Origin of the sequence: Pseudomonas sp. CM25, assembly GCF_013179705.1 — a bacterium.
GTDB lineage: Bacteria > Pseudomonadota > Gammaproteobacteria > Pseudomonadales > Pseudomonadaceae > Aquipseudomonas.
Genome location: NZ_JABMCW010000046.1, coordinates 1 through 25,020, shown reverse-complemented (window position 1 = coordinate 25,020; position 25,020 = coordinate 1). Strand labels below are relative to the sequence as shown.

Annotated in this window: 24 protein-coding genes; 11 read left to right on the top strand and 13 right to left on the bottom strand. The window is 64.2% G+C overall.

What is annotated here, in order from left to right; genetic code table 11:
• Positions 1 to 297: SUMF1/EgtB/PvdO family nonheme iron enzyme (locus HP546_RS07760; protein ID WP_172222100.1), on the bottom strand; the 297-nt coding region annotated here is incomplete at its 3' end.
• On the bottom strand, positions 294 to 1,976 hold the full coding sequence (locus tag HP546_RS07755; RefSeq protein ID WP_172222080.1) for an arylsulfatase: 1,683 nt from the start codon (positions 1,974 to 1,976) through the stop codon (positions 294 to 296). The genes HP546_RS07760 and HP546_RS07755, both read right to left, overlap by 4 nt.
• Positions 1,977 to 2,225: 249 nt before the next feature.
• Here HP546_RS07755 and HP546_RS07750 point away from each other — a divergent pair, with 249 nt between their 5' ends.
• Together HP546_RS07750 and mhpT are read left to right on the top strand one after the other, a co-directional pair.
• Positions 2,226 to 3,617 carry an alginate export family protein gene (locus tag HP546_RS07750; protein ID WP_172222077.1) on the top strand — a complete coding sequence of 464 codons (1,392 nt, stop codon included), beginning with the start codon at positions 2,226 to 2,228 and terminating at the stop codon, positions 3,615 to 3,617.
• A 34-nt stretch (positions 3,618 to 3,651) separates the two neighbouring features.
• On the top strand, positions 3,652 to 4,884 hold the full coding sequence (mhpT, locus tag HP546_RS07745; RefSeq protein WP_172222074.1) for a 3-(3-hydroxy-phenyl)propionate transporter MhpT: 1,233 nt from the start codon (positions 3,652 to 3,654) through the stop codon (positions 4,882 to 4,884).
• Positions 4,885 to 4,992: 108 nt separating this feature from the next.
• On the opposite strand, the gene HP546_RS07740 is transcribed toward mhpT, so the two are convergent.
• The gene (locus HP546_RS07740; protein ID WP_172222071.1) at positions 4,993 to 6,000 is read right to left on the bottom strand and encodes a 5'-nucleotidase; all 1,008 of its coding nucleotides are present in this window, start codon (positions 5,998 to 6,000) and stop codon (positions 4,993 to 4,995) included.
• A 137-nt stretch (positions 6,001 to 6,137) separates the two neighbouring features.
• The gene (locus HP546_RS07735) at positions 6,138 to 7,058 is read right to left on the bottom strand and encodes a LysR family transcriptional regulator (RefSeq protein ID WP_172222068.1); all 921 of its coding nucleotides are present in this window, start codon (positions 7,056 to 7,058) and stop codon (positions 6,138 to 6,140) included.
• A 95-nt stretch (positions 7,059 to 7,153) separates the two neighbouring features.
• On the opposite strand from HP546_RS07735, the gene HP546_RS07730 reads away from it, so the two are divergent.
• The gene (locus HP546_RS07730) at positions 7,154 to 8,335 is read left to right on the top strand and encodes an MFS transporter (RefSeq protein WP_172222065.1); all 1,182 of its coding nucleotides are present in this window, start codon (positions 7,154 to 7,156) and stop codon (positions 8,333 to 8,335) included.
• A gap of 72 nt (positions 8,336 to 8,407) precedes the next feature.
• On the opposite strand, the gene HP546_RS07725 is transcribed toward HP546_RS07730, so the two are convergent.
• Positions 8,408 to 9,031, bottom strand: a complete 624-nt coding sequence (locus tag HP546_RS07725) for a glutathione S-transferase family protein (RefSeq protein WP_172222062.1) — start codon at positions 9,029 to 9,031, stop codon at positions 8,408 to 8,410.
• Between the two features lie 251 nt (positions 9,032 to 9,282).
• Here HP546_RS07725 and HP546_RS07720 point away from each other — a divergent pair, with 251 nt between their 5' ends.
• Entirely contained in the window at positions 9,283 to 10,020 is a 738-nt protein-coding gene (locus tag HP546_RS07720) for a hypothetical protein (protein WP_172222060.1), read from the top strand.
• Positions 10,021 to 10,128: 108 nt separating this feature from the next.
• On the opposite strand, the gene HP546_RS07715 is transcribed toward HP546_RS07720, so the two are convergent.
• From HP546_RS07715 to HP546_RS07700, 4 genes are all read right to left on the bottom strand, one after another.
• Complete coding sequence (locus HP546_RS07715) at positions 10,129 to 10,671, bottom strand: WYL domain-containing protein (RefSeq protein WP_172222057.1); 543 nt, start codon at positions 10,669 to 10,671, stop codon at positions 10,129 to 10,131.
• Positions 10,672 to 10,770: 99 nt separating this feature from the next.
• A complete protein-coding gene (locus HP546_RS07710) occupies positions 10,771 to 11,214 on the bottom strand; it encodes a PaaI family thioesterase (RefSeq protein ID WP_172222054.1) in 444 nt (147 codons plus the stop codon).
• Between the two features lie 12 nt (positions 11,215 to 11,226).
• A complete protein-coding gene (locus tag HP546_RS07705) occupies positions 11,227 to 11,664 on the bottom strand; it encodes a hypothetical protein (protein WP_172222051.1) in 438 nt (145 codons plus the stop codon).
• Positions 11,665 to 11,770: 106 nt separating this feature from the next.
• Positions 11,771 to 12,700: a LysR family transcriptional regulator gene (locus HP546_RS07700; protein WP_172222048.1), complete on the bottom strand. Its 930-nt coding sequence runs from the start codon at positions 12,698 to 12,700 to the stop codon at positions 11,771 to 11,773.
• A 155-nt stretch (positions 12,701 to 12,855) separates the two neighbouring features.
• Here HP546_RS07700 and HP546_RS07695 point away from each other — a divergent pair, with 155 nt between their 5' ends.
• The 3 genes from HP546_RS07695 to HP546_RS07685 are packed head-to-tail and all read left to right on the top strand — an operon-like array spanning position 12,856 to position 16,454.
• Positions 12,856 to 14,160, top strand: a complete 1,305-nt coding sequence (locus tag HP546_RS07695) for an MFS transporter (RefSeq protein ID WP_172222045.1) — start codon at positions 12,856 to 12,858, stop codon at positions 14,158 to 14,160.
• A 30-nt stretch (positions 14,161 to 14,190) separates the two neighbouring features.
• Entirely contained in the window at positions 14,191 to 15,432 is a 1,242-nt protein-coding gene (locus HP546_RS07690) for a Zn-dependent hydrolase (RefSeq protein WP_172222042.1), read from the top strand.
• Positions 15,432 to 16,454, top strand: a complete 1,023-nt coding sequence (locus HP546_RS07685; protein WP_172222039.1) for a histone deacetylase family protein — start codon at positions 15,432 to 15,434, stop codon at positions 16,452 to 16,454. The genes HP546_RS07690 and HP546_RS07685 overlap by 1 nt, the downstream gene beginning before the upstream one ends.
• A gap of 162 nt (positions 16,455 to 16,616) precedes the next feature.
• Here the strand turns inward: HP546_RS07685 and HP546_RS07680 are convergent, their stop codons facing one another.
• Positions 16,617 to 18,041, bottom strand: a complete 1,425-nt coding sequence (locus tag HP546_RS07680) for a PLP-dependent aminotransferase family protein (RefSeq protein WP_172222036.1) — start codon at positions 18,039 to 18,041, stop codon at positions 16,617 to 16,619.
• Positions 18,042 to 18,366: 325 nt separating this feature from the next.
• Between HP546_RS07680 and HP546_RS07675 the strand changes: the two genes are divergently transcribed.
• Positions 18,367 to 19,776, top strand: a complete 1,410-nt coding sequence (locus HP546_RS07675) for an amino acid permease (RefSeq protein WP_172222033.1) — start codon at positions 18,367 to 18,369, stop codon at positions 19,774 to 19,776.
• Between the two features lie 3 nt (positions 19,777 to 19,779).
• On the opposite strand, the gene HP546_RS07670 is transcribed toward HP546_RS07675, so the two are convergent.
• From HP546_RS07670 to aroQ, 3 genes are all read right to left on the bottom strand, one after another.
• The gene (locus tag HP546_RS07670) at positions 19,780 to 19,959 is read right to left on the bottom strand and encodes a hypothetical protein (protein WP_172222103.1); all 180 of its coding nucleotides are present in this window, start codon (positions 19,957 to 19,959) and stop codon (positions 19,780 to 19,782) included.
• A gap of 89 nt (positions 19,960 to 20,048) precedes the next feature.
• The gene (locus tag HP546_RS07665; protein ID WP_172222030.1) at positions 20,049 to 20,897 is read right to left on the bottom strand and encodes a shikimate dehydrogenase; all 849 of its coding nucleotides are present in this window, start codon (positions 20,895 to 20,897) and stop codon (positions 20,049 to 20,051) included.
• Positions 20,894 to 21,343 (bottom strand): type II 3-dehydroquinate dehydratase, encoded by a 450-nt coding sequence (aroQ, locus tag HP546_RS07660; RefSeq protein ID WP_172222027.1) that lies wholly within the window; start codon positions 21,341 to 21,343, stop codon positions 20,894 to 20,896. The genes HP546_RS07665 and aroQ overlap by 4 nt, the downstream gene beginning before the upstream one ends.
• Positions 21,344 to 21,637: 294 nt before the next feature.
• Here aroQ and HP546_RS07655 point away from each other — a divergent pair, with 294 nt between their 5' ends.
• From HP546_RS07655 to HP546_RS07645, 3 genes are all read left to right on the top strand, one after another.
• Positions 21,638 to 22,891 (top strand): TolC family protein, encoded by a 1,254-nt coding sequence (locus HP546_RS07655; protein ID WP_172222024.1) that lies wholly within the window; start codon positions 21,638 to 21,640, stop codon positions 22,889 to 22,891.
• The gene (locus tag HP546_RS07650; RefSeq protein ID WP_172222021.1) at positions 22,884 to 24,083 is read left to right on the top strand and encodes an efflux RND transporter periplasmic adaptor subunit; all 1,200 of its coding nucleotides are present in this window, start codon (positions 22,884 to 22,886) and stop codon (positions 24,081 to 24,083) included. Before HP546_RS07655 ends, HP546_RS07650 begins: the two co-directional genes overlap by 8 nt.
• Positions 24,084 to 24,099: 16 nt before the next feature.
• The coding region (locus HP546_RS07645) for an efflux RND transporter permease subunit (protein WP_172222018.1) at positions 24,100 to 25,020 on the top strand (921 nt) is incomplete at its 3' end.

Here is a 25,020-nt window from a genome sequence, read left to right as displayed (position 1 = left end):
GGCGGCCACGAAGCGGGCGAACTGCGCGTTGGTGACCGGGTGCACATCGATCCAGAAAGCCGACACCTTCGCCGCATGGGCCGGGCCTTCCTCGTCGTAGTAGCGGTCCGAGCCAAAGCTGAACCCGCCGCCCGGCAGGCGCACCATGCCGTCACGCCAGGCACCTTGCCGTGCGGCTGGCAAGCCGCTGTAGCCGTCGCACAGCAACACCGGTGCCGGGGCCTCGGGCCAGGCACTGTAACCGGCGACGAGCAGGCCGGCGGCGACCAGGGCGCAGCCGGCTACCCGGGCGATCATTGCTTGCCGGCCACGGCCTGGCGGGCCTGTATGGCAGGGCTGGCAGGGCGGCCATCGGCGTCGATGACGATGTTGCTGCGCTGGGCATAGGCCTTCCAGTCCCGCAGCATCTGCGTTACCTGCTCAGGGTGTGCGGCGGCGATGTCGTGGTGTTCGCCGGGGTCGTTGTGCAGGTCATACAGGTGCCAGGCCGGCTGGCCGTCGGTGGCGTCCCACAATAGCTTCATCGGGCCCTTGCGCAGCGAGGCGCTGCCGTTGATTTCCCAGCCCAGGGCTTCGTCCTCGGCGTGGATGCGCGTGTCGTTGCCTTGCAGGTAGTTCAGCGCAGAGGTGCCCTGTGGCGGCACGATATCGCGGTCGCGGTACTTGATGCCTGGCATCGGCGCACCGGCCAGTTGTAGCAAGGTCGGCATGATATCCCGGACACTGGCCAGCTGTTCGCTGCGCCCGGGTTTGATGGTTGCCGGGTAATACACGAACGCAGGCACGCGGATGCCGCCCTGGTAAGTGGTCATCTTGTAGCGGCGGCTGGGCAGGGCGCTGACCTGGGCCCAGGCCGAGCCGATCATCAAGAACGAATCGCGGCGACCGTAGTTGTCCAGGCTGTTGTCGAAGTGCTGTTTGATCCAGTTCGGGTCGACCCGGGTCGCGTTCTCCGGCCCATTGTCGGACATGAACAGGATCAGGGTGTTGTCCAGCTCACCGCTTTTGCGCAGGTGATCGACCAGGCGCCCGACTTCGGCATCCAGCGCCGTTACCATGGCCGCATAAACCTCCATGGTGCGGGCCGACTGCTGCTTCTGCTGTTCACTCAGCGAGGCCCAGGCCGGCACACCCTCCAGTTGCGGCTGCAGGGGGTAGTCTGCCGGTACCAGGCCGGCCTTGCGCTGTCGTTCCAGGCGTTCACGGGCAATGGCCTCGTAGCCTTGGTCGTAGCGGCCGCGGTATTGCGCAAGGTAGGCGTCTGGTGCCTGCAGGGGCCAGTGCGGCGCGGTGTAGGCGGCGAAGGCGAAGAACGGTTTGCCGCTGGCCTTGCCCTCGTCGATGGCGCTGATAAGCCGGTCGGTGAACCAGGTGGTGGAGTAGAAGTCGTCGGGTAGCTCGACAGGCTTGCCGTTGTGCTGGAACGTTGCGCTGTAGTTCGATTGCAGGTCCATGTTGGCCTGCTTGAAGTGCGCGGCGCCGCCTTCCAGCAGCACGTAGGCCTGGTCGAACCCGCGGTTCTGCGGTTGTTGCGCGGGCTGCATGCCCAAGTGCCATTTTCCGGAAATGTAGGTGCGGTAGCCGGCGTCGTGCAGCAGTTCGGCCAAGGTGGCGACATTGCCACCGAGCACGCCTTCATAGCCGGCGCGCACCTCCGAACCTGCGGGCAGGCGCTTGCGTGCTTCGGCCATCATGCCCAGCCCGGAGATATGCGGGTCATTGCCCGACATCAGCATCGCCCGGGTGGGGGAGCAGCTGGGCGCCGCGTGGAAGTCCAGCATCAGGCGGCCGTCGGCCAGCAGCTTGTCCAGGTTCGGGGTGCGGATTTCGCTGCCCAGCGCCGACAGGTCGGAAAAGCCCAGGTCGTCGGCGACTACAAGCAAAATGTTCGGTTGTTTAACGGTTGGCGCAGCCATGGCCTGGCTGGCGCCTAGCATGAGCAAGCCGAGAGCGGCTAGGGGTTTGAGGCAGTTCATGAAGGTGCTCTTGTTGTTTTAATAGGTGAGTCGTGTCGCGCAGGTTCATAACAGACGCTGCGCAGGATAGATACTAGCGGTGAATCAGGCTGATTCGCAGCCGTTTGGCTCATTAGCGTTCGATCAGCGAACGTTTAATGGCGCTTGCCCCTTGCGGGCATCAGTTGACTATTGACGGCAATATGATTAACAAAAATAATCGTTAACAGAGTTATCCAATTTTATAAAAACAAGTAAAGGGAAATTCTGATGACGAGGCCGTTGAACCGGGCGTTGATGCCCGTTGTACTGCTATCGCTGTGCCAGTGTGCGTACGCGGCCAGCCCGCTTGAAGACAGCCGGCCTGGCCGGCCGGGGGCACCGCGCTGGATCGAGGACTATCGCTTTCTGGATGACCCCGCCAAGGTCGACGACCCGTTCGATGGGTTGCGCTACCACCGTTTGTCCGAGTCGACCTGGCTGCAGCTGGGTGCCGAGGCGCGTTATCGCGCCGATGCAATGAACCGGCCGTTCTTCGGCCTGCGCGGGCTGAAGGACGACTCCTATCTGCTGCAACGGCTGCAGGCACACGCTGACCTGCACTTGTTCGATGATGCTTTGCGCACCTTCGTGCAGGTGGAAAACACCCGCGCCTTCGGCAAGGACCTGTACTCACCCAACGATGAAGGGCGCAATGAACTGCGCCAGGCGTTCGTCGACTTCAACCATGACTTCGCCGATGGCCGCTACACCACACGTGTGGGCCGCCAGGAGATGGCCTTCGGCGACCAGGTGTTCGTTACCTACCGCGACGTGCCGAACATCCGCCTCAGCTTCGATGGCGTGCGTGCCAGCCTCAACCTCAAGGACGGGCGCAAGCTCGATGCCTTTGCCGTGAGGCCGCTGAAAACCGGTGAGGACAGCTGGGATGACGGCAGCAATAACGCCGTGAAGTTCTATGGCCTGTACGGCACCTTGCCGTTGACGGCCATCTGGAACTTGGACCTGTTCGCCTTCGGCCTGGAAACCGACCAGCGCAGCCTGGCCGGCGAGGCTGGCGACGAGCAGCGCTACACCTACGGCACGCGCCTGTTCGGCCGCTACCAGGCCCTGGACTGGAGCTGGAACCTGGCCGGGCAGGGGGGCCACCTGGGCGGTGCGTCGATCCGCGCCTGGGCGGTGTCGAGCGACAGCGGCTACACCTTCGCCCACCCTTGGCAGCCCCGCCTGGGCATGCGCATCGATGCTGCCAGCGGCGACAGCGACCCAGGCGACGGCAAGGTCGGTACCTTCGACCCGCTGTTTCCACGTAACGGGGTCTACGGCGAAGCCAGCCTGACTACCTTGAGCAACGTCATCGTGGTCGGGCCTACCTTCGGCTTCTCGCCCTGGCCTACGGTTCGCTTCGAGCAGGGCGTGCTCGAGGTCTGGAAGCAGCGCGAAGAAGACGGCGTGTACATGCCCGGCATGAGCATGCTGGCCAACACCCGCGGCACCGGCCGCCATGTGGGCACCATCTATCGTGCCAACAGCCGCTGGCTGGCCACGCCCAACCTGACGCTGGACCTCGACCTCAAGTACTACGACGTGGGCGCTGCCATCAAGGAGGCCGGCGGCGAGGATGCTTCATTCGTCTCCTTGCGCGCCACTTTCAGGCTTTGAATTTCCCGATCCATAACAACAAAAGGGGCCACACATGAGTCACTCTTCCTCATCTTCAAGCAAGCCGGTGCTCACCATCGGCCTGTGTTTTCTGGTGGCGCTGCTGGAGGGCCTGGACCTACAGGCCACCGGTGTTGCTGCACCGCACATGGCCAAGGAGTTCGCGCTCACGCCTGGCATGCTCGGCTGGGTGTTCAGTGCCGGGTTGCTCGGGCTGCTGCCGGGCGCGTTCATCGGTGGCTGGCTGGCCGATCGGCTGGGCCGCAAGGTCATCCTGATCGTGGCGGTGCTGTTGTTCGGTGGTTTTTCCCTGGGCACTGCCCATGCCGAAAGCTACAACACGTTGCTGATCGCGCGCCTGATGACCGGGCTGGGCCTGGGTGCGGCTTTGCCGATCCTGATCGCCCTGGCCAGTGAAGCCGCGCCGGACCGTCTTCGCAGCACCGCGGTGAGCCTGACCTATTGTGGTGTGCCTCTGGGCGGGGCCATTGCTTCGGTCATCGGCATGGCCGGGCTGGGCGAAGGTTGGCGGACGGTGTTCTACGTCGGGGGTATCGCGCCGATTGCGATCGCCTTCGTGCTGATGCTGTGGTTGAAGGAGTCCCAGGCATTCCGCGCCCGGCCCGCTGCCAGTGCTGGCGCTGATGGCATGCTGGCGCAGCTGTTCGGGCCAGGGCAGGTCAGCCGCACCCTGTTGCTGTGGGTGGCGTGTTTCTTCACGCTCACCGTGCTGTACATGCTGCTGAACTGGTTGCCGTCGTTGTTGATCGGGCAGGGCTACAGCAGGCCGCAGGCGGGAGCGGTGCAGATCCTCTTCAACCTCGGTGGCGCTGCCGGCTCGTTCCTGACCGGGCGCATGATGGACCGTGGCTACGCCGGCCGGGCGGTGTTCATCGCCTATGCCGGGATGCTGGCGTCGCTGGCGGGGCTGGGGTTGTCGACCGGTTTCGGCTTGATGCTGCTCGCCGGGTTTACTGCGGGCTATTGCGCCATCGGCGGGCAACTGGTGCTGTATGCGCTGGCGCCTACCTTGTACCCGACCCAGGTGCGTGCCACGGGTGTCGGCGCATCGGTGGCGGTAGGGCGGCTAGGTTCCATGGCCGGGCCGTTGGCGGCTGGGCAGATTCTGGCGGCGGGGGCCGGGGTGGGTGGTTTGCTGCTGGCGGCGTCACCTGGCCTGGTGGTGGCGGCCGTGGCAGCGCGGGCTTTGCTGGGGCAGCGCAAGCGCTCTGTCGGGCCAGCGCCGACCGAAAGTATTGCCCGCTAAGACTGGGCTTTGGCGGTGTTCGAGGTTGAACCCGCTCCCACAGGGTACGCGGAGCGCCCGGCATCAGTTCTCTGCGCGACAGCGCGGCCCACCAGGCTGGGCAACCTCCTACAGACAGGGTGCATTCTTTAGCAGGTGAGGTGCGACCGGCGGTTGATCGTGTTCGGGGCAAGGCGCTTGCGGTGAGTGCCGCCTGTTCGCCACCCCAAACGGTACATGCACCATCGGCAGGTCCCCTGCCGGTGACTGCAGGTGGCTGCGCTGATCGTCGAAAAACACATGGGGCTTGAGGATCGACAGCACCCTGGGCTTTTCCATCCCACCCAGGAAGAAGCACTCATCTGGCGACACGCCCCAATCCTTCAGCGTGGTCACCACGCGCTCATGCGAAGGGGCGTTGCGCGCCGTCACGATGGCAATCCGCAGAATCCGCTTGTACGCCGGGTCTTCGGCCAGCTTGCGGTCTTCGAGCATGCGTATCAGCGAAAGCTTGCGGTACAGGTCCGCCAACGGCCCTGGCGTATGCGGGATGCCCTTGTGGACGCGTTCGTGTTCCTGAAAATCATCCAGGTTGTCGTTGCGTTTGAACACGCTCTCGGCCTCGTCGTCGGCAATCACGCCATCGAAGTCGAAGGCCACCCGCAATTCGGTGTCGATCTCGTCATCGTAGATGTGGGTTGGCAACACCCTTCCTGCCGGGTAGTTGGCGTCGATGGCTTTCTGCACATCCTCTTCGTTGGCGCTGAGAAACAGCGAGGCATTGAACGCCGGAATGTATTCGTAGGGCGAGCGGCCCGACATGAACGCTGCGCGGGTGATATCCAGCTGGTAGTGATTGATGGAGCGGAACACCCGCAAACCGGTTTCCGGCGAGTTGCGCGACAGCAGCACCACTTCCACCGGCAACTGCTCGGGGAAGGCCTTGTTGATGCTCAGAAAGCGGCGAATGAACGGGAACGCCACGCCTTTGGGGAACGGCTCGTCAAGGTTCTGCTCCTGATGCTTCCGATAAGCCTCGACGCCTTCGGTCGTGTAGATATCGTCGGAAACGGTGAGGTCGAACAGCGCACTCGAAGCCACGCCGATGACCAGTTTCTGTTCGATGGGGTAGGGCATGCGGAAACTCCTGAAGCTGCGCTGAAGGCAAGTGTACGCGTCGTTCAAGCCGGGCGTGGTGCGCTATCTGTTGGCACGTGAGTATCAGTGTCGCTCATGTTGGGCTAGTTACTCCAATTGACCCGCTACCTGCTTTTTCATTTGTCATGCTCGGTGAATGTCGAGCCCTGTTGATGATGCTGCAGCAGAAAATCCACGAACACCCGTACGCGCGCCGGCATCGCCGGGCCGCCGACGAACACCGCATGGATCGGCTCGCGGTCGCCAGGGTTGTACGCTTCCAGCAACGGTACCAGCCGCCCGCTGGCCAGGTCATCGGCCACGGTGAAGGTGCCGATGCGTGCTATGCCGGCGCCAAGCCTGGCCAGCTGCGCCAGGGCTTCGCCGCTGCTGCATTGGATATTGCCCGTCACCTTCAACGAGAACACGTGGCCATCGCGGCGGAACGGCCAGTCGGGTTCGGCGCGGCGGAAGTTGAAGCGCAGGCAGTTGTGCCGGGCCAGGTCTTCGGGCACTACGGGGGTACCACAGCGCTGCAGGTACTCGGGCGAGGCGACGATCGCCTGGCCGGTCTCGCCAAAGGCTCGCGCGGTCAACGAGCTGTCCGGCAGGTGGCCGAAACGCAGCGCCACGTCGGCCTGGCCGCCGAGAATGTCTGCCACTTCGTCGCTCAGGGTCAGGTCGACCAGCACTTGCGGGTAACGCGCGCTGAACGCCGCCAGCAATGGCACCACGGTCAGCCGTGCATGGCCCAGCGCCGCGCTGACCCGCAGGCGCCCGCGTGGCACGCCCTGGTCGGTGATGGCCTGTTCCACTTCGAGCAGGTCGGCCAACACCCGCCGTGCCCCGCGCAGGTAGGCCTCGCCTTCGGGGGTGAGGGTGAGTGCGCGGGTTGTTCGCAGCAGCAGGCGGGTGCCCAGCCGCTGTTCGGTGCGGGCGATGATGCGGCTGACTGCCGACGGCGTCAGGCCAAGGGCCCGGGCGGCGGCAGACAGGCTGCCTTCTTGCGCCACCCTGGCAAAAATCTCCATTTCTCCGGATCTTCCGCTGAAGTCCATTTGTGCCTCGCAAGCAAAGGTGATTCGCAGCAACACGGTCTAGTGCACTTTAGCCGTGGATCGTAGCATTCGCGGCATAGATAAGGAGCTTTGCCATGCGTATCAATCCCCCCTTGGTCGCGCTCGCCATCGGTGCCTTCGGCATTGGTGTCACCGAGTTCGCCCCCATGGGCATGTTGCCCAATATCGCCACCGACCTTGGCGTCTCCATCCCCGCCGCCGGCCTGCTGGTCAGTGCCTATGCGCTTGGTGTGCTGATTGGTGCACCGTTGATGACCTTGGCCACGGTGAAGATCCCGCGGCGTTACCTGCTGATCGGGCTGATGGCCATTTTCACCCTGGGCAACCTGATGTCGGCGCTGGCCAGCGACTACACCAGCTTGCTGGTCGCCCGGGTGGTCACCTCACTCAACCACGGTGCGTTCTTTGGCATCGGTTCGATTGTCGCGGCCAGTGTGGTTGCGCCGCAGAAGCGTGCCGGGGCCGTTGCGGCGATGTTCATGGGGCTGACCCTGGCCACCATTGGTGGCGTGCCGCTGGCGACCTGGTTTGGTGAAATGCTCGGCTGGCGCACAGCGTTCTGGGGTATCGCCGGGCTGGGCCTGGTGGCGATGACCACGCTGTGGTACGCGCTGCCCGATGTGGCGTTGCCCAAGGGTGACGGGGCCATGGCGGAAATCCGCGTGTTGCTGCGCGGGCCAGTGCTGGCAGCACTGTCGCTGACGGTGGTGGGCTCGAGTGCGATGTTCACGGTGTTCACCTACATCGCGCCGATCCTGCACAGCGAGGCAGCTGCCTCCACCACCTTCATCACGGTAATGCTGGTGTTGTTCGGTATTGGCCTGACCTTGGGCAACATGTGGGGTGGCAAAGCGGCCGACCGTTCTGTCGACCGCACGCTGATGCTGTCGCTGGCCGTGCTGATTGCCGTGTTGCTGGTGTTTCCGCTGGTGATGGACTGGGCGCTGCCCACGGCGCTGGCGGTACTGGTCTGGGGCGCTGCCAGCTTTGCCCTGGTGCCACCGCTGCAGATGCGTGTGATGGAGGCGGCCAAGGATGCGCCCAACCTGGCCTCGGCAGTGAACATTGGTGCGTTCAACCTGGGCAATGCAATTGGCGCGGCGCTGGGTGGGGCAGTAATCAATGCGGGATTGGGCTACCCGGCGATCTCCCTGGCGGGGGCGGCGATGGCGGCGCTGGGTTTGCTGATGGTGCTGGTGTTTGCCTGGCGTGGGCGGGGGGTGGCTGGTAGCGGGTTGGCCGGTGTTCGCGGGTGAGTGCATAGGCAATCGCGGCAGGGCTGACAGGCGCTGCATATGTTGTGGCAAGCACCTGTCAACCCTCCCTGGTCAAGGTGTACCGTTGCGGCCATGCAGGTGGTAGGCCGGACGTTCGCTCAGGCGCTCGTAATAGTCGCGCACCGCCGGCAACTGGGGGTGCTCAAAGGGCGTTTCGAACCAGCGGTTGACCGCTAGGCCGATAGGGATATCGGCCAGGGTGAACTCGTTGCCCGCCACATAGGCGCCGGTACTGGCCAGCTGGCGGTCGAGAATGTGCATGTAGCGCGACCAGTCGGCGCAGCCGGCGGCGAGTGCCTGCGGGTCCTGGTGGGCGGGCGAATGCCTGACCAGCGACATGAACGCGTAGCTCCAGGAACGGTTCAGGTCCGAGGCCTGCCAGTCGATCCACTGGTCGACCTTGGCCCGCGCCTGCGCCTCGACGGGGTAGAACGCGGTGGCGCCGTAGCGATTGGCCAGGTAGCGGATGATGCTGTTGGATTCCCACAAGGTGAAGTCGCCGTCCTGGATCACCGGGATCATGGCGTTGGGGTTCAGGGCAAGGAACTCGACGCTGTCCGGGCTCTTGAAGCCTATGCCCCAATCTTCGCGCTCGAACGCAACCTCGAATTCGGCGCAGGCCCACAGGACTTTTCGCACATTGATGGAAGAGGCTCTGCCCAGTATGCGTAGCATGGTGTTCGTCCTTGGGTGGGGGAGGTTGATCGTCCGCCACTGTCGGGAGGCGGTCAAGCGGCAGATCGGTGGTCACCAGCCCCTTTACAGTCTTCTTGTGGTCCATTTCCGAAAGTAGGCCTTTTCACCCCATTGGTCATTGTAGTGGGGCAGGCAGCGTCCTACTCTCCGCGTAGGCTTGCCTGGGGGCCGCTAACTTGGCACCCTTGGGCCGGTTGAATTGTCTGTATCACCACAGAAGGATGTTTGCATTGAGCTGGGACAAGGTGGGGAAACTCCTCGTAGCCGCGCTGATTGGCCTGGTAGTGCTGTTGGCCGCCTACGCGATTTTCAGGGGCAACCCGCGCCTGGAGGCGTCACTGACCTATGCCTACCTCACCTACCCCAGCCAGTTCAGCGAGCGGATCAGCAAGGCCAGCGAGCAGCTCAAGTACGAGCAGTTGCAGGGCCGTATCAACAACATTGGCCAAGGCGAGCTGAGCCACGACCAGGTCGAGCGGCTGGTTGAAATGGCCCAGGCACCCTATGCCCAGCTGTTTGCCAAGCCTTTCGAGGCCGGCCTGGTCGACCACCGCACCGGGTTGCTGATCGAACTGCGCAACAGTGGCGACGCGCCGGTACGCGAGGTCAGGATCCGCCTGCCGGCCAAGGGCCTGGTGCAGGTGCGTGATGCCGCTGGCAACGACACCATTGTCGAGGCCGCCACTGCGCAGGTGGACATCCCCGGCATCGAACCTGGCGGGGCGTGCAAGGTTTGGGTGTACTTCGACGCAGACTACTCGCAGATCCGCCAGGGCGGGGTCAGCATCAGCCACGCCGATGGTGTTGCGGATGTGCAGGTGTACCGCGAGTTCACCGGGCTCCCCGCCATGGTCGCCCGTTACAGCCGTGAGCTGCTGATACTGCTGGGCATGTTGACGCTGGGCCTGCTCGGCTTGGCCTACGCCTGTGTGGCGCGCCGTACCCCGCACCAGGCGCGCCGCCTGTAGGCGCAGCCTGTTGCTGCGAGAGGCCAGTAGCAGCGCTACAACTGTTTTGTCTGTACCGGCCTCTTCGCAGCGCAAGGTGCCACCCGAGGGCAATCACTTTGTGAGGGGTCAACCGCCCCCATCATGCAGTGCCAGGCTGTGGCGCAACTGCTCCAGCATGGCCGTGCGCAGCGCCTGCGGGGCCTGCACCCGGATCGAGCCGGCCTGGGACAGCAGCCAGCCCATCAGCGCCCGGTTGTCATTGACAGTGGCGACCAGCGTGGCGCCACCGCCCGCTTGCGCGCTCAGTTGCATGTCTGCAGACAGTGGCTGCGCTTGCAGGCGCCGCGCCAGCCCGTCGTCGACCCAGGCGTGCAGCTGAACCTGCACTGGGGGCGCAAGTACATCGGGTTGCAGCTGCCGCGCTTCGCCCAGGCTCAGGCCTGGCTGCCAATGCCAGCCGTAGGGCATGCCCTTGCTGTTGCATTGCAGCGGGAACAGCGCCGCGAGCTCGACCAGGTCGCGCTCGACGGTGCGTTTGCTGGTGGTGTGGCCCACGGTTGTCAGTGCAGCCTGCAGCTGCGTGGAACTCATGCCCGGGTGGCGGCCGGGCAACAATTTGAGCAACTGCCACTGGCGGGCGATCGTGTGGCGGGTCGGGTGGCTGGGCAAGAGGGCTCGTCCTTGAGTGCAGGCGCCAAGCTTGCCACTGATGGCTTTTGGCTATTGTGCGAGCATAACCTTTCAGGGGAAGGGATCCAAGTTGTGGCGTCAAGCTTCAACGGAGTTGCGTGGCGCCAGGTCAATGATCTTGTAACGAGCGGTCGCGGTTGCCAGGGTTCGGCCCATGCTGTCTTTGAGTTCGCCTCTCGTGTAGCAAGTGTCACCGCACCGTCTCTGCAGCTTGCCAATACCCGTAATTCGGCCAGGCGAGGCGGGTCGAAGGAAGCACGTCGCCATTTTTGTCGTCAGGGCGATTTCGTGCTGTTCGAGCAAGGCGTAGATAGCGGGACCCATGCAATCGTCAAGCATGGCGGTCAGCATGCCGCCCTGGATTTTGCCGACCGGGTTCGTCAACGCGCTTGAGGCGTCAAACTCTACGAAAATCTCGCGAGTGCGCTGCTCGTGATTCACTAGCTTCCAACCAAGCAACTGGGCGACATTGGGCAGCGGGCGCAGCCCTTCCATGGTTTTCCAGAACAAGTTGTTTTTCATGAGGCGCTCCGCCTATGCACAAGCCCGGGCCAGCAGCCCGAACAAAAAGCCCAACCAGCACAGCATCATGGTGACCCAACCGACCATGACTGGGGGTGATCCATTGGTACGACGTTTTACCTGGCTGGTCACCGCGATGATCGGGGTGATCGCCAGCAGGCAATAGGCTTGTAGCAGCACCAGCAGCGGTAAGGGGACACGCAGCACGAACAGCTGGTAGAGCATCACCAACCCGGCGCAGGCGATCGCCAGCCATCCCCAGCCGAGCAGGCGTATCAGGGCTAGCAGCAGAAATTGCAGCGGGGCGTCGAGGGTATGCCAAGGGCGTTCGATCACTGCAGCGTGGTAGGGCATGAACTGCGAGCGAGCCGCGTAGATAAGTGCAAAGGCGGCGATGATGACCAGCGCGGCGCCGTAGCTTGCCAGATGAAACAAGATCAGCCAGTCCATTCGCAGCAGCCTCTTGAGTACCTGAGGCGATGGTGAGCCGCATCAGGTCGTGGGGCTACTGGCAGAAATGCTTGGTGGCGATGTAGTGGCGCTTAAGTCAGCTTTGTCACCTGTTTTCCGGGCCTGAACCGTCATGCAACTGTCGCAGCGCCTCGATGAACACCTCCTCTGCGCGGCTGAACCGCTGGTCCCTGTTCCACAACAGATGAATGTCCACATCGGCAATCCCCTCCTGCGGCGGCAGCTTCCACAGCAAGCCTGCCTCGACATCCGGGGCCACCACATGTTCGGGCAGGCAGCCGATGCCAAATCCGGCAATCACCAGCCGACGCACTTCCTCAAGGCTCGGCGATGACGCCACGATCCGCCCGGCAAACCCCTGCTGGTCCCGGAATATGGTCAGCGGCGACAACATGCCGCCAATCTGGTCACTGGTGAAACTGACGAAGTTCTCCCGCTGCAGATCGCCTTCTGCCTGGCCGAACAAGGCATGGTGCTTGCCACAGAAAAACGCATAACGCTGGCGCAGGAACAGCCGTTGTTCCAGCCTTGGCTGCGTACGCCGGCTGAGGCTCAGGCCCGCCGTGGCGGTCTTCTCCTGCAGGGCGGCGACGATGTCTGAGCTGCGCATCACGTCAATCTCCAACTCCACCCGCGGGTGCTGGCGATGGAACCCGGCGAGAAAGTCGTCGAAGCGTTCGTCGACGATGCGGCTGATCATCAGCAGGCGTACCTTGCCTACCAGTTCGTCCGCTGGTTCTTCCAGCAACCCGCCGATCTGCGACATCTGCCCATACACCTCGCCCGCCAGCAGGAACAGTTGCTCGCCCATTTCCGTCAGGACGAAGCGCGGCCCACGGCGGGCGATCAGCTGGCGCCCGAGCTGTTCTTCCAGGCGCTTGAGCGCCTGGCTCACCGCTGGCTGGGTGAGGTGCAGGCGGGCGGCGGCGCGGCTGATGGACAGCTCCTGGCCGATCACCCGGAAGGTGCGCAGCAGGTTCCAGTCGAGGCGGTCGTTGAGCAGGCGGTCAGGCATGGCAGGGCTCTATGATAAGCATGGCTAATAGTGCAAATAATAAATAGAAAATTGACTAATCATAGCCCTGGGCCGATAAATCGCAGTGCAAGCGCCAGCAGAGCGACACCGTGATCCCGACAACTCCTGCCAGAACAACAAGCAAAGGAGCCCTCATGCAGCCCACCACGTCCCCCCAGCCGCGCCGTGCCGCCGCCGCCGCGTTCATCGGCACCATGATCGAATGGTATGACTTCTACATCTATGCCACCGCTGCCGCACTGGTGTTCGGCGCACTGTTCTTCCCTTCCGACGACAGCCTGTTCAGCACCATGGCCGCCTTCGGCACCTTTGCCGTGGGCTTTTTCGCCCGGCCATTGGGTGGGATTATCTTCGGCCATGTGGGCGACCGGATCGGGCGCAAGAAGTCGCTGGTCATCACGCTACTGATGATGGGCATCGTCACCGTGTGCATCGGCCTGCTGCCGACCTACGCGCAGATCGGCGCCATGGCCCCGGTGCTGCTGATCATTCTGCGCATCGTCCAGGGCATCGCCGTGGGGGGCGAGTGGGGTGGGGCGGTGCTGATGGCCGGCGAGCATGCGCCCAAGGGGCGGCGCAATTTCTTCGCCTCGTTCGCCCAGCTGGGCAGCCCGGCTGGCTTGATCCTGTCGCTGCTGGCCTTTGGCGCGGTGACCCGCCTGCCGGAGGCAGACTTGATGAGCTGGGGCTGGCGAGTGCCGTTCCTGGCGAGCGCGCTGTTGCTGCTGGTGGGCCTGGCGATCCGCCTGGGGGTGAATGAGTCCCCCGAGTTCATCGCCAGCCGCCAGCAGGCGGAAAAGGCCCAACGCAAGGAGCAGGCGCCGGTCTTCGAAGTGCTGCGCACGGCCTGGCGCCCGCTGCTGCTGTGCATCGGTGCCAACACCCTGGGCATTGCCGGGGTCTACTTCACCAACACCTTCATGATCAGCTACACCACCCAGCAACTGCACCTGGAGCGCTCGCTGATCCTGGAATGCCTGTTCTTCGTGGCGGTCATTCAGTTCTGCGTACAGCCGCTGGCCGCCTGGTTGTCGGAAAAGATCGGGGCCACGCGCTTTTTGGCCCTGGTCGCGCTGCTGGCGATGGCCTCGCCATACCCGATGTTCGTGCTGGTCAGCTCTGGCCAAGGCCCGCTGATCGTGCTCGGCATCGCCCTTGCCGCAGCGTGCATGGCTTCGTTCTACGCGGTGATTGCCGGCTATGTCAGCGGCATGTTCGAAACCCGCGTGCGCTACACCGCTATTTCCCTGGCGTATCAGATCTGCGGTGCCATCGCCGGTGGCCTGACCCCGCTGATCGGCACCTGGCTGGCCCACACCTTCAGCGGCCAGTGGTGGCCCATGGCTGCCTTCTACACCTTGATCGCCACCATTTCGCTGGTATGCGTGCTTGCCCTGTCGCGCCAGTACGCCCGCAGCCAGCGCCTGGAACTCGCTTGATTGAAGCGCTTTATTCTGGAGTACCCGCACATGTTGAAAAGCAATGGCGAACGCCTGTGGGCGAGCCTGATGGCCATGGCCGAAATCGGCGCTACCGCCCGTGGTGGCAGTTGCCGACTGGCCCTCAGCGACGAGGACAAGGCCGGCCGTGAACTGTTCTGTCACTGGTGCCGCGAAGCCGGCCTCACGCTGAGCGTGGATGCGATCGGCAACCTGTTCGCTCGCCGCGCTGGCAGTGACCCACAGGCGGCGCCGGTAATGATCGGCAGCCACCTCGACACCCAACCCGAAGGCGGCCGTTTCGACGGCGTCTATGGTGTACTGGCAGGACTGGAGGTGGTACGCCGCCTCAATGACCTGGGCATCCATACCCGCAAGCCGCTGGAAATCGCCGTGTGGACCAATGAAGAGGGCGCCCGCTTCACCCCGGCCATGTTCGGCTCGGCGGTGTTCACCGGGAGCCTGGCGCTGGACGAAGCGCTGGCCATCCGCGACGCCGATGGCATCAGCGTCGCCGACGAGCTGCAACGCACCGGTTACGCCGGCCAGCGTCCTTTGGGTGGCCGGGTGGATGCCTATTTTGAAGCGCACATCGAGCAAGGCCCGATCCTTGAGGACAATGCCAAGGCCATCGGCGTGGTCAGCGGCGGCCAGGCGATCCGCTGGCTGGACGTGACCGTCGAAGGCATGGCGGCGCACGCTGGTACCACGCCGATGCCACTGCGCAAGGATGCTTTGTATGGCGCAGCGCGCATGATCCAGACGGTTGAGCAACTGGCAGCCGACTTTGCCCCGGAAGGCCTCACCACCGTGGGGGAACTGTCTATCGCCAAGTCGTCGCGCAATACCATCCCCGGCTTGCTGCAGTTCACCGTCGACCTGCGCCACCACCGTGATGAAGCCATTGAGGCGATGGAGCGCGACCTGGCCCTGAAGCTGCAAGCCATCGCCAGCCAGCGCGGCCTGCAGGTGCGCATCGAGCGCCATTGGGTCAGCCCGGCCACCCCGTTCGACGGCGATTGCGTGGCCGCCGTGCAGCGGGCGGTGGACGGCCTTGGCTACCCCCAGCAGTCGATCGTCAGCGGCGCCGGCCACGACGCCATCCTGCTGGCCCGCTACTGCCCGACCGCGATGGTGTTCATCCCCTGCGTCGGCGGTTTGAGTCACAACGAAGCGGAGGATGTATTACCTGAGGACGCCCGCAAGGGTGCCGATGTACTGCTCAATGCCGTGCTGGCCCGCGCTGGCCGTGTCGATCAAGGAGAAGCCTGATGCGTTGCTATTTCCACCCCGAACAGCTGCTGCACCACCCGCGCAGCTACTATTCGCGCGGCGCCATGCGCACCCCGCAGGAAGTCCCCGAGCGCGCCCAGCGCCTGCTGCAGGCGGCCAAGGATCTGGGCTTCGATATTTGCCGGCCCGAGGATGCCGGCCTTGATCCGCTCAAGGCGGTGCATGGCGAGGCCTATCTCGCTTTCCTCGAAGAAGCTCATGCGCGCTGGAAGGAAATACCGGAGGACTGGGGCGACGAGGTCATGTCCAACATTTTCGTGCGCGAGCCCAACGCCCTGCGTGGCATTCTTGCCCAGGCCGGGCGCTACCTGGCCGATGGCAGTTGCCCCGTCGGTGAACATACCTGGCGCTCGGCCTACTGGTCGGCGCAGAGCGCAGTGGCTGGCGCCAAGGCCATTGTCGAGGGCGAACCTGCTGCCTATGCCCTGTGCCGACCGCCGGGGCACCATGCGCGGTTCGATGCAGCAGGTGGCTTCTGCTACATCAACAACGCAGCCGTGGCCGCCCAGGCCCTGCGCAGCCGTTTCAGCCGCGTGGCGGTGCTCGATACCGACATGCACCACGGGCAAGGGATTCAGGAGATTTTCTACGATCGCCGCGATGTGCTGTATGTGTCGGTGCATGGCGACCCGACTAATTTTTACCCAGGTGTGGCCGGGTTTGAGGATGAGCGCGGCAGCGGTGAGGGGGAGGGGTACAACCTCAACCTGCCCATGGCACATGGGGCGGGCGAACAGGACTTCATGGCGCAGTTGGAGGTTGCGCTGGCTGCGGTGAAGGATTTTGGTGCCGAGGTGCTGGTGTTGTCGTTGGGGTTCGATATCTACGAACTGGACCCGCAGAGCAAGGTGGCGGTGACGACTGAGGGGTTTGCTGCATTGGGTGAGCGGATTCGGGCGTTGCGGTTGCCTTGCCTGATTGTACAGGAGGGGGGGTATCACCTTGAGAGCCTGGAGGCGAATGCGCGGGCGTTTTTTGCTGACAAGGTGGATTGGCAGTAAGTTCAGCGGGCCGGCAGCTCGATGCGGCTGCCGGCGTGATCATGGCTAATCCCTATAAAGCATCTTTGAACGTGTATTTCTGTTCGAGCATGAATGGATGTGCCCTCCATTGAGGGCCCGCGCGGCGCTCGATCTCACCGGCGCTGAAAAGGTAATGGCGAACTACATTCCACCCCGGCGCACATGCTTCACAAACACCTTTTCCAGCAACTCCCACATCGCAGGATCGGTGCTGAACGCCACATTGAACCGCATCCACCCGGTGGCCTTGGCATCGACCATGAACAACTGCCCAGGCCCAAGCATGATGCCTTTCTCCAGCGCATCATCCAGCAGCGCCGCGCTGTCCAGGATGGCCGGGTGGCGGGTCCAGATGTACATGCCTTCATCCGACTCGGTGAACAGTTCGAAGCCCAATCGATGCAGATGCCGGCCGACTTCCTGGTGCGCCTCGGCCAAGCGCTGGCGCAGGCGTTTGAGATGCTTGCGCCAGCGGCCGTCGATGATTGCGGCATACACCACGCGCTCCATCACCTGCGAGGTGGTCAGGCCCGAGCGCATCTTCAGGTGCAGCAGTTTCTGCATCAGCTCCGGGTTGGCGAGCATGTAGCCGACCCGCACGTTGGGCGAAATGCTTTTCGAGTAGCTGCCCACGTAGACCACCTGCTGCAGGTGGTCGAGGCTGGCCAGGCACGGCTGCGGTTCGGCAATCATGTCGGCGTACAGGTTGTTTTCCACCAGGCGGAAGCCATGCTGGCTGGCCAGCTGCAGCAGCCGGTGCAGTTGCGGCAGCGGGGTGCGCGAGCAGGTCGGGCTGTGCAGGTGCGGTTGGGTGAAGAACGCGGTCGGGCGGTGGTGGGTGAGCAACTGCTCCAGCTGGTTCAGGTCGTAGCCGGCCGGCGTGCGTGGCACACCGACCAGGGTCGCGCCCTGGGTGCGCAGGATGCTCATCAGGTTGGGGTAGCCGGGGTCGTCCACCAGCACCACATCACCCGGGCGTACCAGCGTGCGCGCAGCCAGGTCCAGGGCCTGGCTGGCGCCGTGGGTGAGCATAAGTTGCGCCGGGTTGGCGACGATCGACAGATCCTGCTGCAGGTTTTGCGCGGTCAGTGCGCGCAGCTCCTGCAGGCCCATGGGGTCGCCGTAGCCCGACAGCTCCAGCGGGCTGCCGGCCACCTGGCGCAGGCCGCGGCGCAAGCCGTCTTCGTACATCCAGTCGTTGGGCAACCAGCCGCACCCTGGTTTGAACGGCAACTGGCGGATTTCAAAGATCTGTTGCAGGTACCACTCGGAGTTGAACGTGGGTCGGCTGGTGTCGGCTTCAGCGTTGTGCTGCTCCAGCATTTCGCTCGCTGCGCGGTTGACGAAGAACCCCGCATTGCCACGGCTTACCAGCAGACCCTGGGCAACCAGGCGGTCGTAGGCCTCGACCACGGTAAAGGTGCTCACCGAATAGGTCGCGGCAAAGGCGCGGATGGACGGCACCTTGGCGCCTGGCTTGAGGGTCTGGTTGTCGATCAGCTCGCGCAGCCCGTCGATGATCTGGTTGACCAAAGGGGTCGAGGAGTCTGGATGTAATTCGAGCATTCGTGGCCTTCAGGGTGCGTATCGCCAGGCGTTTGCAGGGTGTACTGCATGGGCGACCTGTACAGTGCAGTGCGAGATTCATGCCACTGTGCATGGCTCTCTGCGTCAGACATTTTTACATTAGGTGTCGGATATCGCCACATAAAGCATGTTCAGTTAGCTCCGGGCGCAACAACCGGGGCGCGTCAGCAGGCCGCCACGGATGGCCTGCGTGTGTTTGTTCACACCATCCTGCCCGCATTAGCACTGATGTACAGGTGAAACCGCCAGCCATCGGGGTTTTACAGTTTTCCTTGGATAAAAAGAAGCACGGGGTACACAACTGATGGACGCAACATCCACAACCACCACCGCGAAAAGCGGGCACGAGAGCAAGCTCAGTGCCTCGCTGAAGTCGCGCCACCTGACGATGATGTCGATCGCCGGGGTTATTGGCGGCGCCTTGTTCGTCGGTTCCGGCAGCGTGATCCACAGCGCCGGCCCAGCCGCTGTCCTGGCCTACCTGGCAGGCGGCATCCTGGTGGTGCTGATCATGCGCATGCTCGGCGAAATGGCGACTTCCTCGCCGGACACAGGCTCGTTCTCCACCTACGCCGACCGCGCCATCGGCCGCTGGGCCGGTTTCACCATCGGCTGGCTGTACTGGTGGTACTGGGTCATCCTCATGGCCTGGGAAGCCTATGTGGCGGGCAAGATCCTGCATGGCTTCTTCCCGGACGTCAGCGTCAACGTGTTCGTGCTGGCCACGACCCTGTTGCTGATCACCGTCAACTTCTTCAACGTCAAGCACTACGGTGAGTTCGAGTTCTGGTTCGCCTTGATCAAGGTGATCGCGATCGTCTGCTTCCTGATCGTGTGTACCGCTGCGGTCACCAACGTCTGGCAGTTCGGCGAAGTACGTGGCATCACCCACCTCACTGCCGAAGGCTTCATGCCCAACGGCATCAGCACCGTGATTGGTGCCTTGCTCGGGGTGATGTTTGCCTTCCTCGGTGCGGAAATCGTCACCATCGCCGCTTCCGAAGCCAAGGACCCGGCGGCCCAGATCGTCAAGGCCACCAATTCGGTGGTATGGCGTGTGTGCCTGTTCTACGTCGGCTCGATCTTCCTGATCGTCTGCCTGGTACCGTGGAATGACCCGCACCTGGGCGTTTCCGGCTATGGTGCGTACCGCCGTACCCTGGAACTGCTGGGCGTGCCGTATGCCGAGCTGCTGATGAACTTCGTGGTGCTGACCTCGGTGAGCAGCTGCCTGATCTCGGGCCACTACACCGCTTCGCGCATGCTGTTCTCCCTGGCCCAGCGTGGCGATGCGCCGTCGTTCTTCAAGATCACCCGCGCCGGCACTGGTGTACCGGTGTACGCGATCATCGGCTCGTGCGCCGTGGCCGTGGTCTGTGCGCTGATCAACTTCAGCGAAACCCTGCGCCCGAAAGACGTGCTGGATACCCTGATGAACACCACTGGCATGATCGCTTTGCTGGTGTACCTGGTGATTGCCTTCTCGCAGCTGCGCATGCGCCGCAAGCTGATTGCCGAAGGCAAGGAAGTGCGCCTGAAGATGTGGCTGTTCCCGTGGCTGACCTACCTGGTGATCGCGTTCATCGTGGCGGCCCTGGTGACCATGGCCTTCATGCCTGACTACCAGATCCTGGTGATCTCTACCGGTATCGCTGCGGCGATCGTGGTGGCGATGGGTGTGGTGCACCAGATTCGTTCTGGCAAGCAGCACTAAGCGTCACTCGCTTCTCGAAACGGCCGGCTCCCTTGTGGACCCGGCCGTTTCGCGTTGCTGGGCCTGGTTTTTTTCGGCGGGCATGTGGAAGCGCTGGTTCATCCACGGCGAGCCGAGCAGGCCTGCAGCGGCGATCAGGGCCAGGATGGCGAGGGCTACGTAGATCTTCATGGATGTGCGCATGTAAGGGATGACCTGCAGCATGGCCCGCCAGTTCCGCCGCGGGTGTTGTTGCAGGACATGCCTGGTACATCGCTTTGAAGCTGGCCTGTTCAGCTGAAGCTGGCGAAATGCGCTTGCATCCGCGCCGCATCCGCCTGGCGCCCGCTGAACAGCTCGAACGCCTTCACCGCCTGGAACACCGCCATGTTGCTGCCATCCAGCGTGCGGCAACCCAGTGCCCGGGCAGCGCGCAGCAGCTCGGTCTCCAGCGGGAAGTAGATGATTTCCGCCACCCACAAGCGCGCGTGCAGCAGCTGCACCGGTAGCGGCGTACCCGGCAGCTTGGCCATGCCCACCGGCGTGGTGTTGACCAGCCCGTCCGCCTCGGCCAAGGCGCTGGCCAGGTCGCTGCCGACCACGGCGCGCCCAGCGCCGAAATGGGCATTGAGGTTGTCCACCAGGGCCTGCGCCCGGGCCGTGTCAACCTCGAACAGTACCAACTGCTCGACCCCTTCACCCAGCAACGCATGGGCCACCGCCGAGCCGGCGCCACCGGCGCCCATCTGCACCACCCGGCGCCGCGCCACATCGGGCAGGCCGCGGCGCAAGCCTTCGGCAAAGCCCAGGCAGTCGGTGTTGTGGCCAACCCGCTTGCCGTCCTTGAGCACCACGGTATTCACCGCGCCGATGCCACGCGCTTCGTCCGACAGTTCGTCGAGCAGTGGCAGGATGGTCTGTTTGAACGGGTAGGTGATGTTCAGCCCGGTAAAGCCGGTGCGCTGCGCGGCATCCAGCAGGCCGGGCAGGGCGCTGTCATCCAGTTGCAGCTGGTCGGCGTCGATCAGCCGGTACAGGTAGCGCAGGGCCTGGGCATCGCCTTCATGTTCATGCAGGGCCGGGGTGCGCGACAGCTGGATGCCGCGGCCGATCAGGCCCGCGAGGATGGCTTGCTGGCTCATGCCGTGCGCTCCTGGAACAGCCCGGCGAAGTGGCTGATAGCCATGCGGTAGCCATGGCTGCCCAGCCCGCAGATCACGCCTACGGCAATGGACGATACGAACGACAAGTGGCGGAACGGTTCGCGCTTGTGCACGTTGGACAGGTGCACTTCGATAACCGGTACTTCGCTGGCCACCAGGGCGTCGCGGATGGCCACCGAGGTGTGGGTCCAGGCGCCCGGGTTGATCACGATACCGGCGCAGCGGCCCCGGGCTGCGTGGATCCAGTCGATCAGTTCGCCTTCGTGGTTGGTCTGGCGGAATTCGAGTTCCAGGTCGTGGGCTTGGGCAGTATCGGCGCAGCCCTGGGCCAGGTCGGCCAGGGTTTCGCGGCCGTATTGGGCAGGCTCGCGGGTGCCCAGCATGTTCAGGTTAGGGCCGTTGAGCACGAGAATAAGTGGCTTCATGAGGGGCATCACTTTTTGTTGTTGGTTGCGCCTAGTTTTGTACTGACTGGTTAGTTCCGTCAATTAGGCTGGTGCTTCGGGTGGGGAAAGTGGGCGATTATCGGACTGGTTTGCCTTGACACATTCAGCGCCTATGAGACCGAGCGCCGCCCGCGCGGCGCTCGGTCTCATAGGCGCTGAATGTGTCAAGGCGAACACCCCGGGGCATTACAAAATTGTAATTCTGCCGCCACCACCCCGATAACCACCCTTCCCTAAAGTCCCTCGCCACCGCTCGCCGTCGAGGACCTGTCCGTGCCCATCCCCCGCAAGATCGCCTTGCTCTGCCTGCTGCTGTTCGGTGCCCACAGCGCCCAGGCTAGCCAGAGCCTGAGCCTGCCCCAGGCGCTGGCTGCCGCCTTTGCCCAAAACCCGGAGCTGGCCGCTGCCAGCCGGGAAATCGGCATTGCCGACGGTGAGCGGCGCCAGGCCGGTTTGCTGCCCAACCCCGAGCTGGCGTGGGAGGTCGAGGACACCCGCCGCGACACCAGCACCACCACCGTCACACTCAGCCAGCCGCTGGAACTGGGCGGCAAGCGCGGCGCGCGTATCGCCGTGGCCGGTGCCGGCCAGGCCATTGCCCAGCTCGACCTGGAGCGCCAGCGCAATGGCCTGCATGCCGACGTGGTGCAGGCCTTCCATGCGGCGTTGCGGGCACAGACTGCGCTGGAGCTGGCGCAGCAGTCGCTGGCGGTGACCGAGCGCGGGCTGCGGGTAGTGCAGGGGAGGGTGACCGCCGGCCAGTCAGCGCCCGTGGAAACCACCCGTGCCCAGGTGCAGCTGGCCCAGGCCCAGGCCGAAGTGCGCCGTGCGCAAAGCCAGCGCCGCGTTGCCTACCAGGTTCTGGCACGGTTGACCGGCAGCCCGCTGGCAGGCTTCGACCAGTTGCAGGCCAGCAGCCTCTCGCCTGGCGTGGCGCCGAACGCCGATGCTTTGCTGGACCGCATCGAGCAAACAGTCGAATGGCGCCTGGCCGCTGCCCAGGTTGAGCGCGGTGACGCGTCCCTGGGGTCGGAAAAGGCCCAGCGCATTCCCAACCTCACCGTCAGCCTTGGCAGCCAGTACAGCCGTGAGGACCGCGAGCGGGTCAACGTGCTCGGCCTGTCCATGCCGCTGCCGCTGTTCGACCGCAACCAGGGCAACGTGCTGGCCGCTGCGCGCCGCGCCGACCAGGCACGTGACCTGCGCAATGCCGTGGAATTGCGCCTGCGCAGTGAAACCCGTAGCGCGCTCAGCCAGTGGGACACGGCGATGCAGGAGGTGGACGCCTATGACGGCACCATCCTGCCTGCTGCGCAGCAGGCGGTGGACACCGCTACCCGTGGTTTCGAGATGGGCAAATTCGCCTTCCTCGACGTGCTCGATGCCCAACGCACCCTGATCCAGGCCCGCGGGCTTTACCTCGAGGCCCTGGCCTCGGCGACTGACGCGCGGGCGCAGGTCGAGCGCATCTACGGCGCCCTTGATGGCTTGAGCAAACACCCGAACAGCAGGAGCAACAATGACTAACCCATCCAAGATAGCGCTATTGGTCGCCGCGATGGCCGTGCTGGGCGTCGGTGGCCTGGCCTGGACCGGCAACCTCGGCCAGGCGTCGAATGCTGAAGCCCGCCATGACGAGCATGGCGAAGACGGCCACGGCCATGGCCAAGACCAGGCCGAAGCAGGTCATGCCGAAGAAGAGGGCAAGCTGCACCTGTCCATCGCGCAGATAAACGCCGCCGGTGTGCAGCTGGCCACCGCCGGACCCCGTGAGTTGGCGAGCGCCATCAGCTTCCCCGGTGAAATACGCTTCGATGAGGACCGCACCGCCCATGTTGTACCGCGCGTGCCGGGGGTGGTCGAGGCGGTACAGGCGGAGCTGGGCCAGGCAGTCAAGCGCGGCCAGGTACTGGCGGTGATCGCCAGCCAGCAGATCTCCGACCTGCGCAGCGAGCAACAGGCCGCCCAGCGCCGCCTGGAACTGGCGCGGCTGACCTTGCGCCGCGAGCAGCAGCTGTGGCAGGAGCGCATCAGCGCCGAACAGGATTACCTGCAGGCTCGCCAGGTAGTGCAAGAGGCCGAGATCGCCTTGGCCAACGCCCGGCAGAAGGTCGCCGCCGTGGGCCCGGCCGGCGCTGGCAACCGCTATGAACTGCGGGCGCCCTTCGATGCGGTGGTGGTGGAAAAGCACCTGACCGTGGGCGAGGTGGTCGATGAGACCAGCAACGCCTTCACCCTGTCCGACCTGAGCCGGGTATGGGCCACGTTCGCCGTGGCCCCGCGTGACCTGGACAAGGTTGTGACTGGCCGGCATGTCACGGTCAGCGCCCCGGACCTGGGCGCCCAGGTCGAAGGCAAGGTCAACTACGTCGGCAGCCTGCTCGGCGAGCAGAACCGCGCTGCCACCGTGCGCGCTACCCTGGCCAACCCCAACGGCGCCTGGCGCCCCGGGCTGTTCGTCAATGTCGCGGTCAGCGTCGAGCGCTTCAATGCCGCCGTCGCGGTGCCGGAAAGCGCCCTGCAGACCTGGGAGGAGCAGACCGTGGTGTTTGCCCGCACCGAGGAAGGTTTCGAAGCGCGCCCGGTAACCACTGGCCGCCGCGACGGTGGGCAGGTGGAAATCACCAGCGGCCTGGCCGCCGGCAACCGGGTAGCCGCTGCCGGCAGCTTTGTCCTCAAGTCCGAGCTGGGCAAGGGCTCGGCCCAGCACAGTCATTGATCACGGGGACACCTGCATGTTCGAACGCCTGATCCAATTCGCCATCGAGCAGCGCCTGGTGGTGATGCTGGCCGTGGTCCTGATGGCCGCGGTGGGTATCCACAGTTACCAGAAGCTGCCGATCGACGCCGTACCCGACATCACCAACGTCCAGGTACAGATCAACACCGCCGCCCCCGGCTATTCGCCGCTGGAGACCGAGCAGCGCATCACCTTCGCCATCGAGACCGCCATGGCCGGCCTGCCCGGGCTGCAGCAGACCCGCTCGTTGTCGCGCTCCGGTTTGTCGCAGGTTACGGTCATCTTCGATGACGATACCGACCTGTTCTTCGCCCGCCAGCTGGTCAACGAGCGCCTGCAAGTGGCCCGCGAGCAGTTGCCCGATGGCATCCAGGCTGGCCTGGGGCCGATCTCTACCGGGCTGGGCGAGATTTTCCTGTGGACTGTGGAGGCCGAGGAGGGGGCGCTGAAGGATGACGGTAGCCCTTACACCCTGACCGACCTGCGGGTGATCCAGGACTGGATCATCAAGCCGCAGCTGCGCAATGTGCCGGGGGTGGCCGAAGTCAACAGCATCGGCGGCCATGCCAAGCAGTACCTGATTGCGCCGGAGCCCAAGCGCCTGGCCGCCTACAAACTCACCCTGAACGATCTGATCACGGCGCTGGAGCGCAACAACGGGAACGTCGGCGCCGGCTACGTCGAGCGCAACGGCGAACAGTTGCTGATCCGTGCGCCCGGGCAGGTGGCCTCCGCCGAGGACATCGCCAACATCGTCATCTCCAGCGTCGACGGCACCCCGATCCGCGTCAGCCATGTCGCCCAGGTTGGCCTGGGCGAGGAACTGCGTTCGGGCGCGGCAACCGAAAACGGCCGCGAGGTGGTGTTGGGCACGGTGTTCATGCTGATCGGCGAGAACAGCCGCACGGTGTCCCAG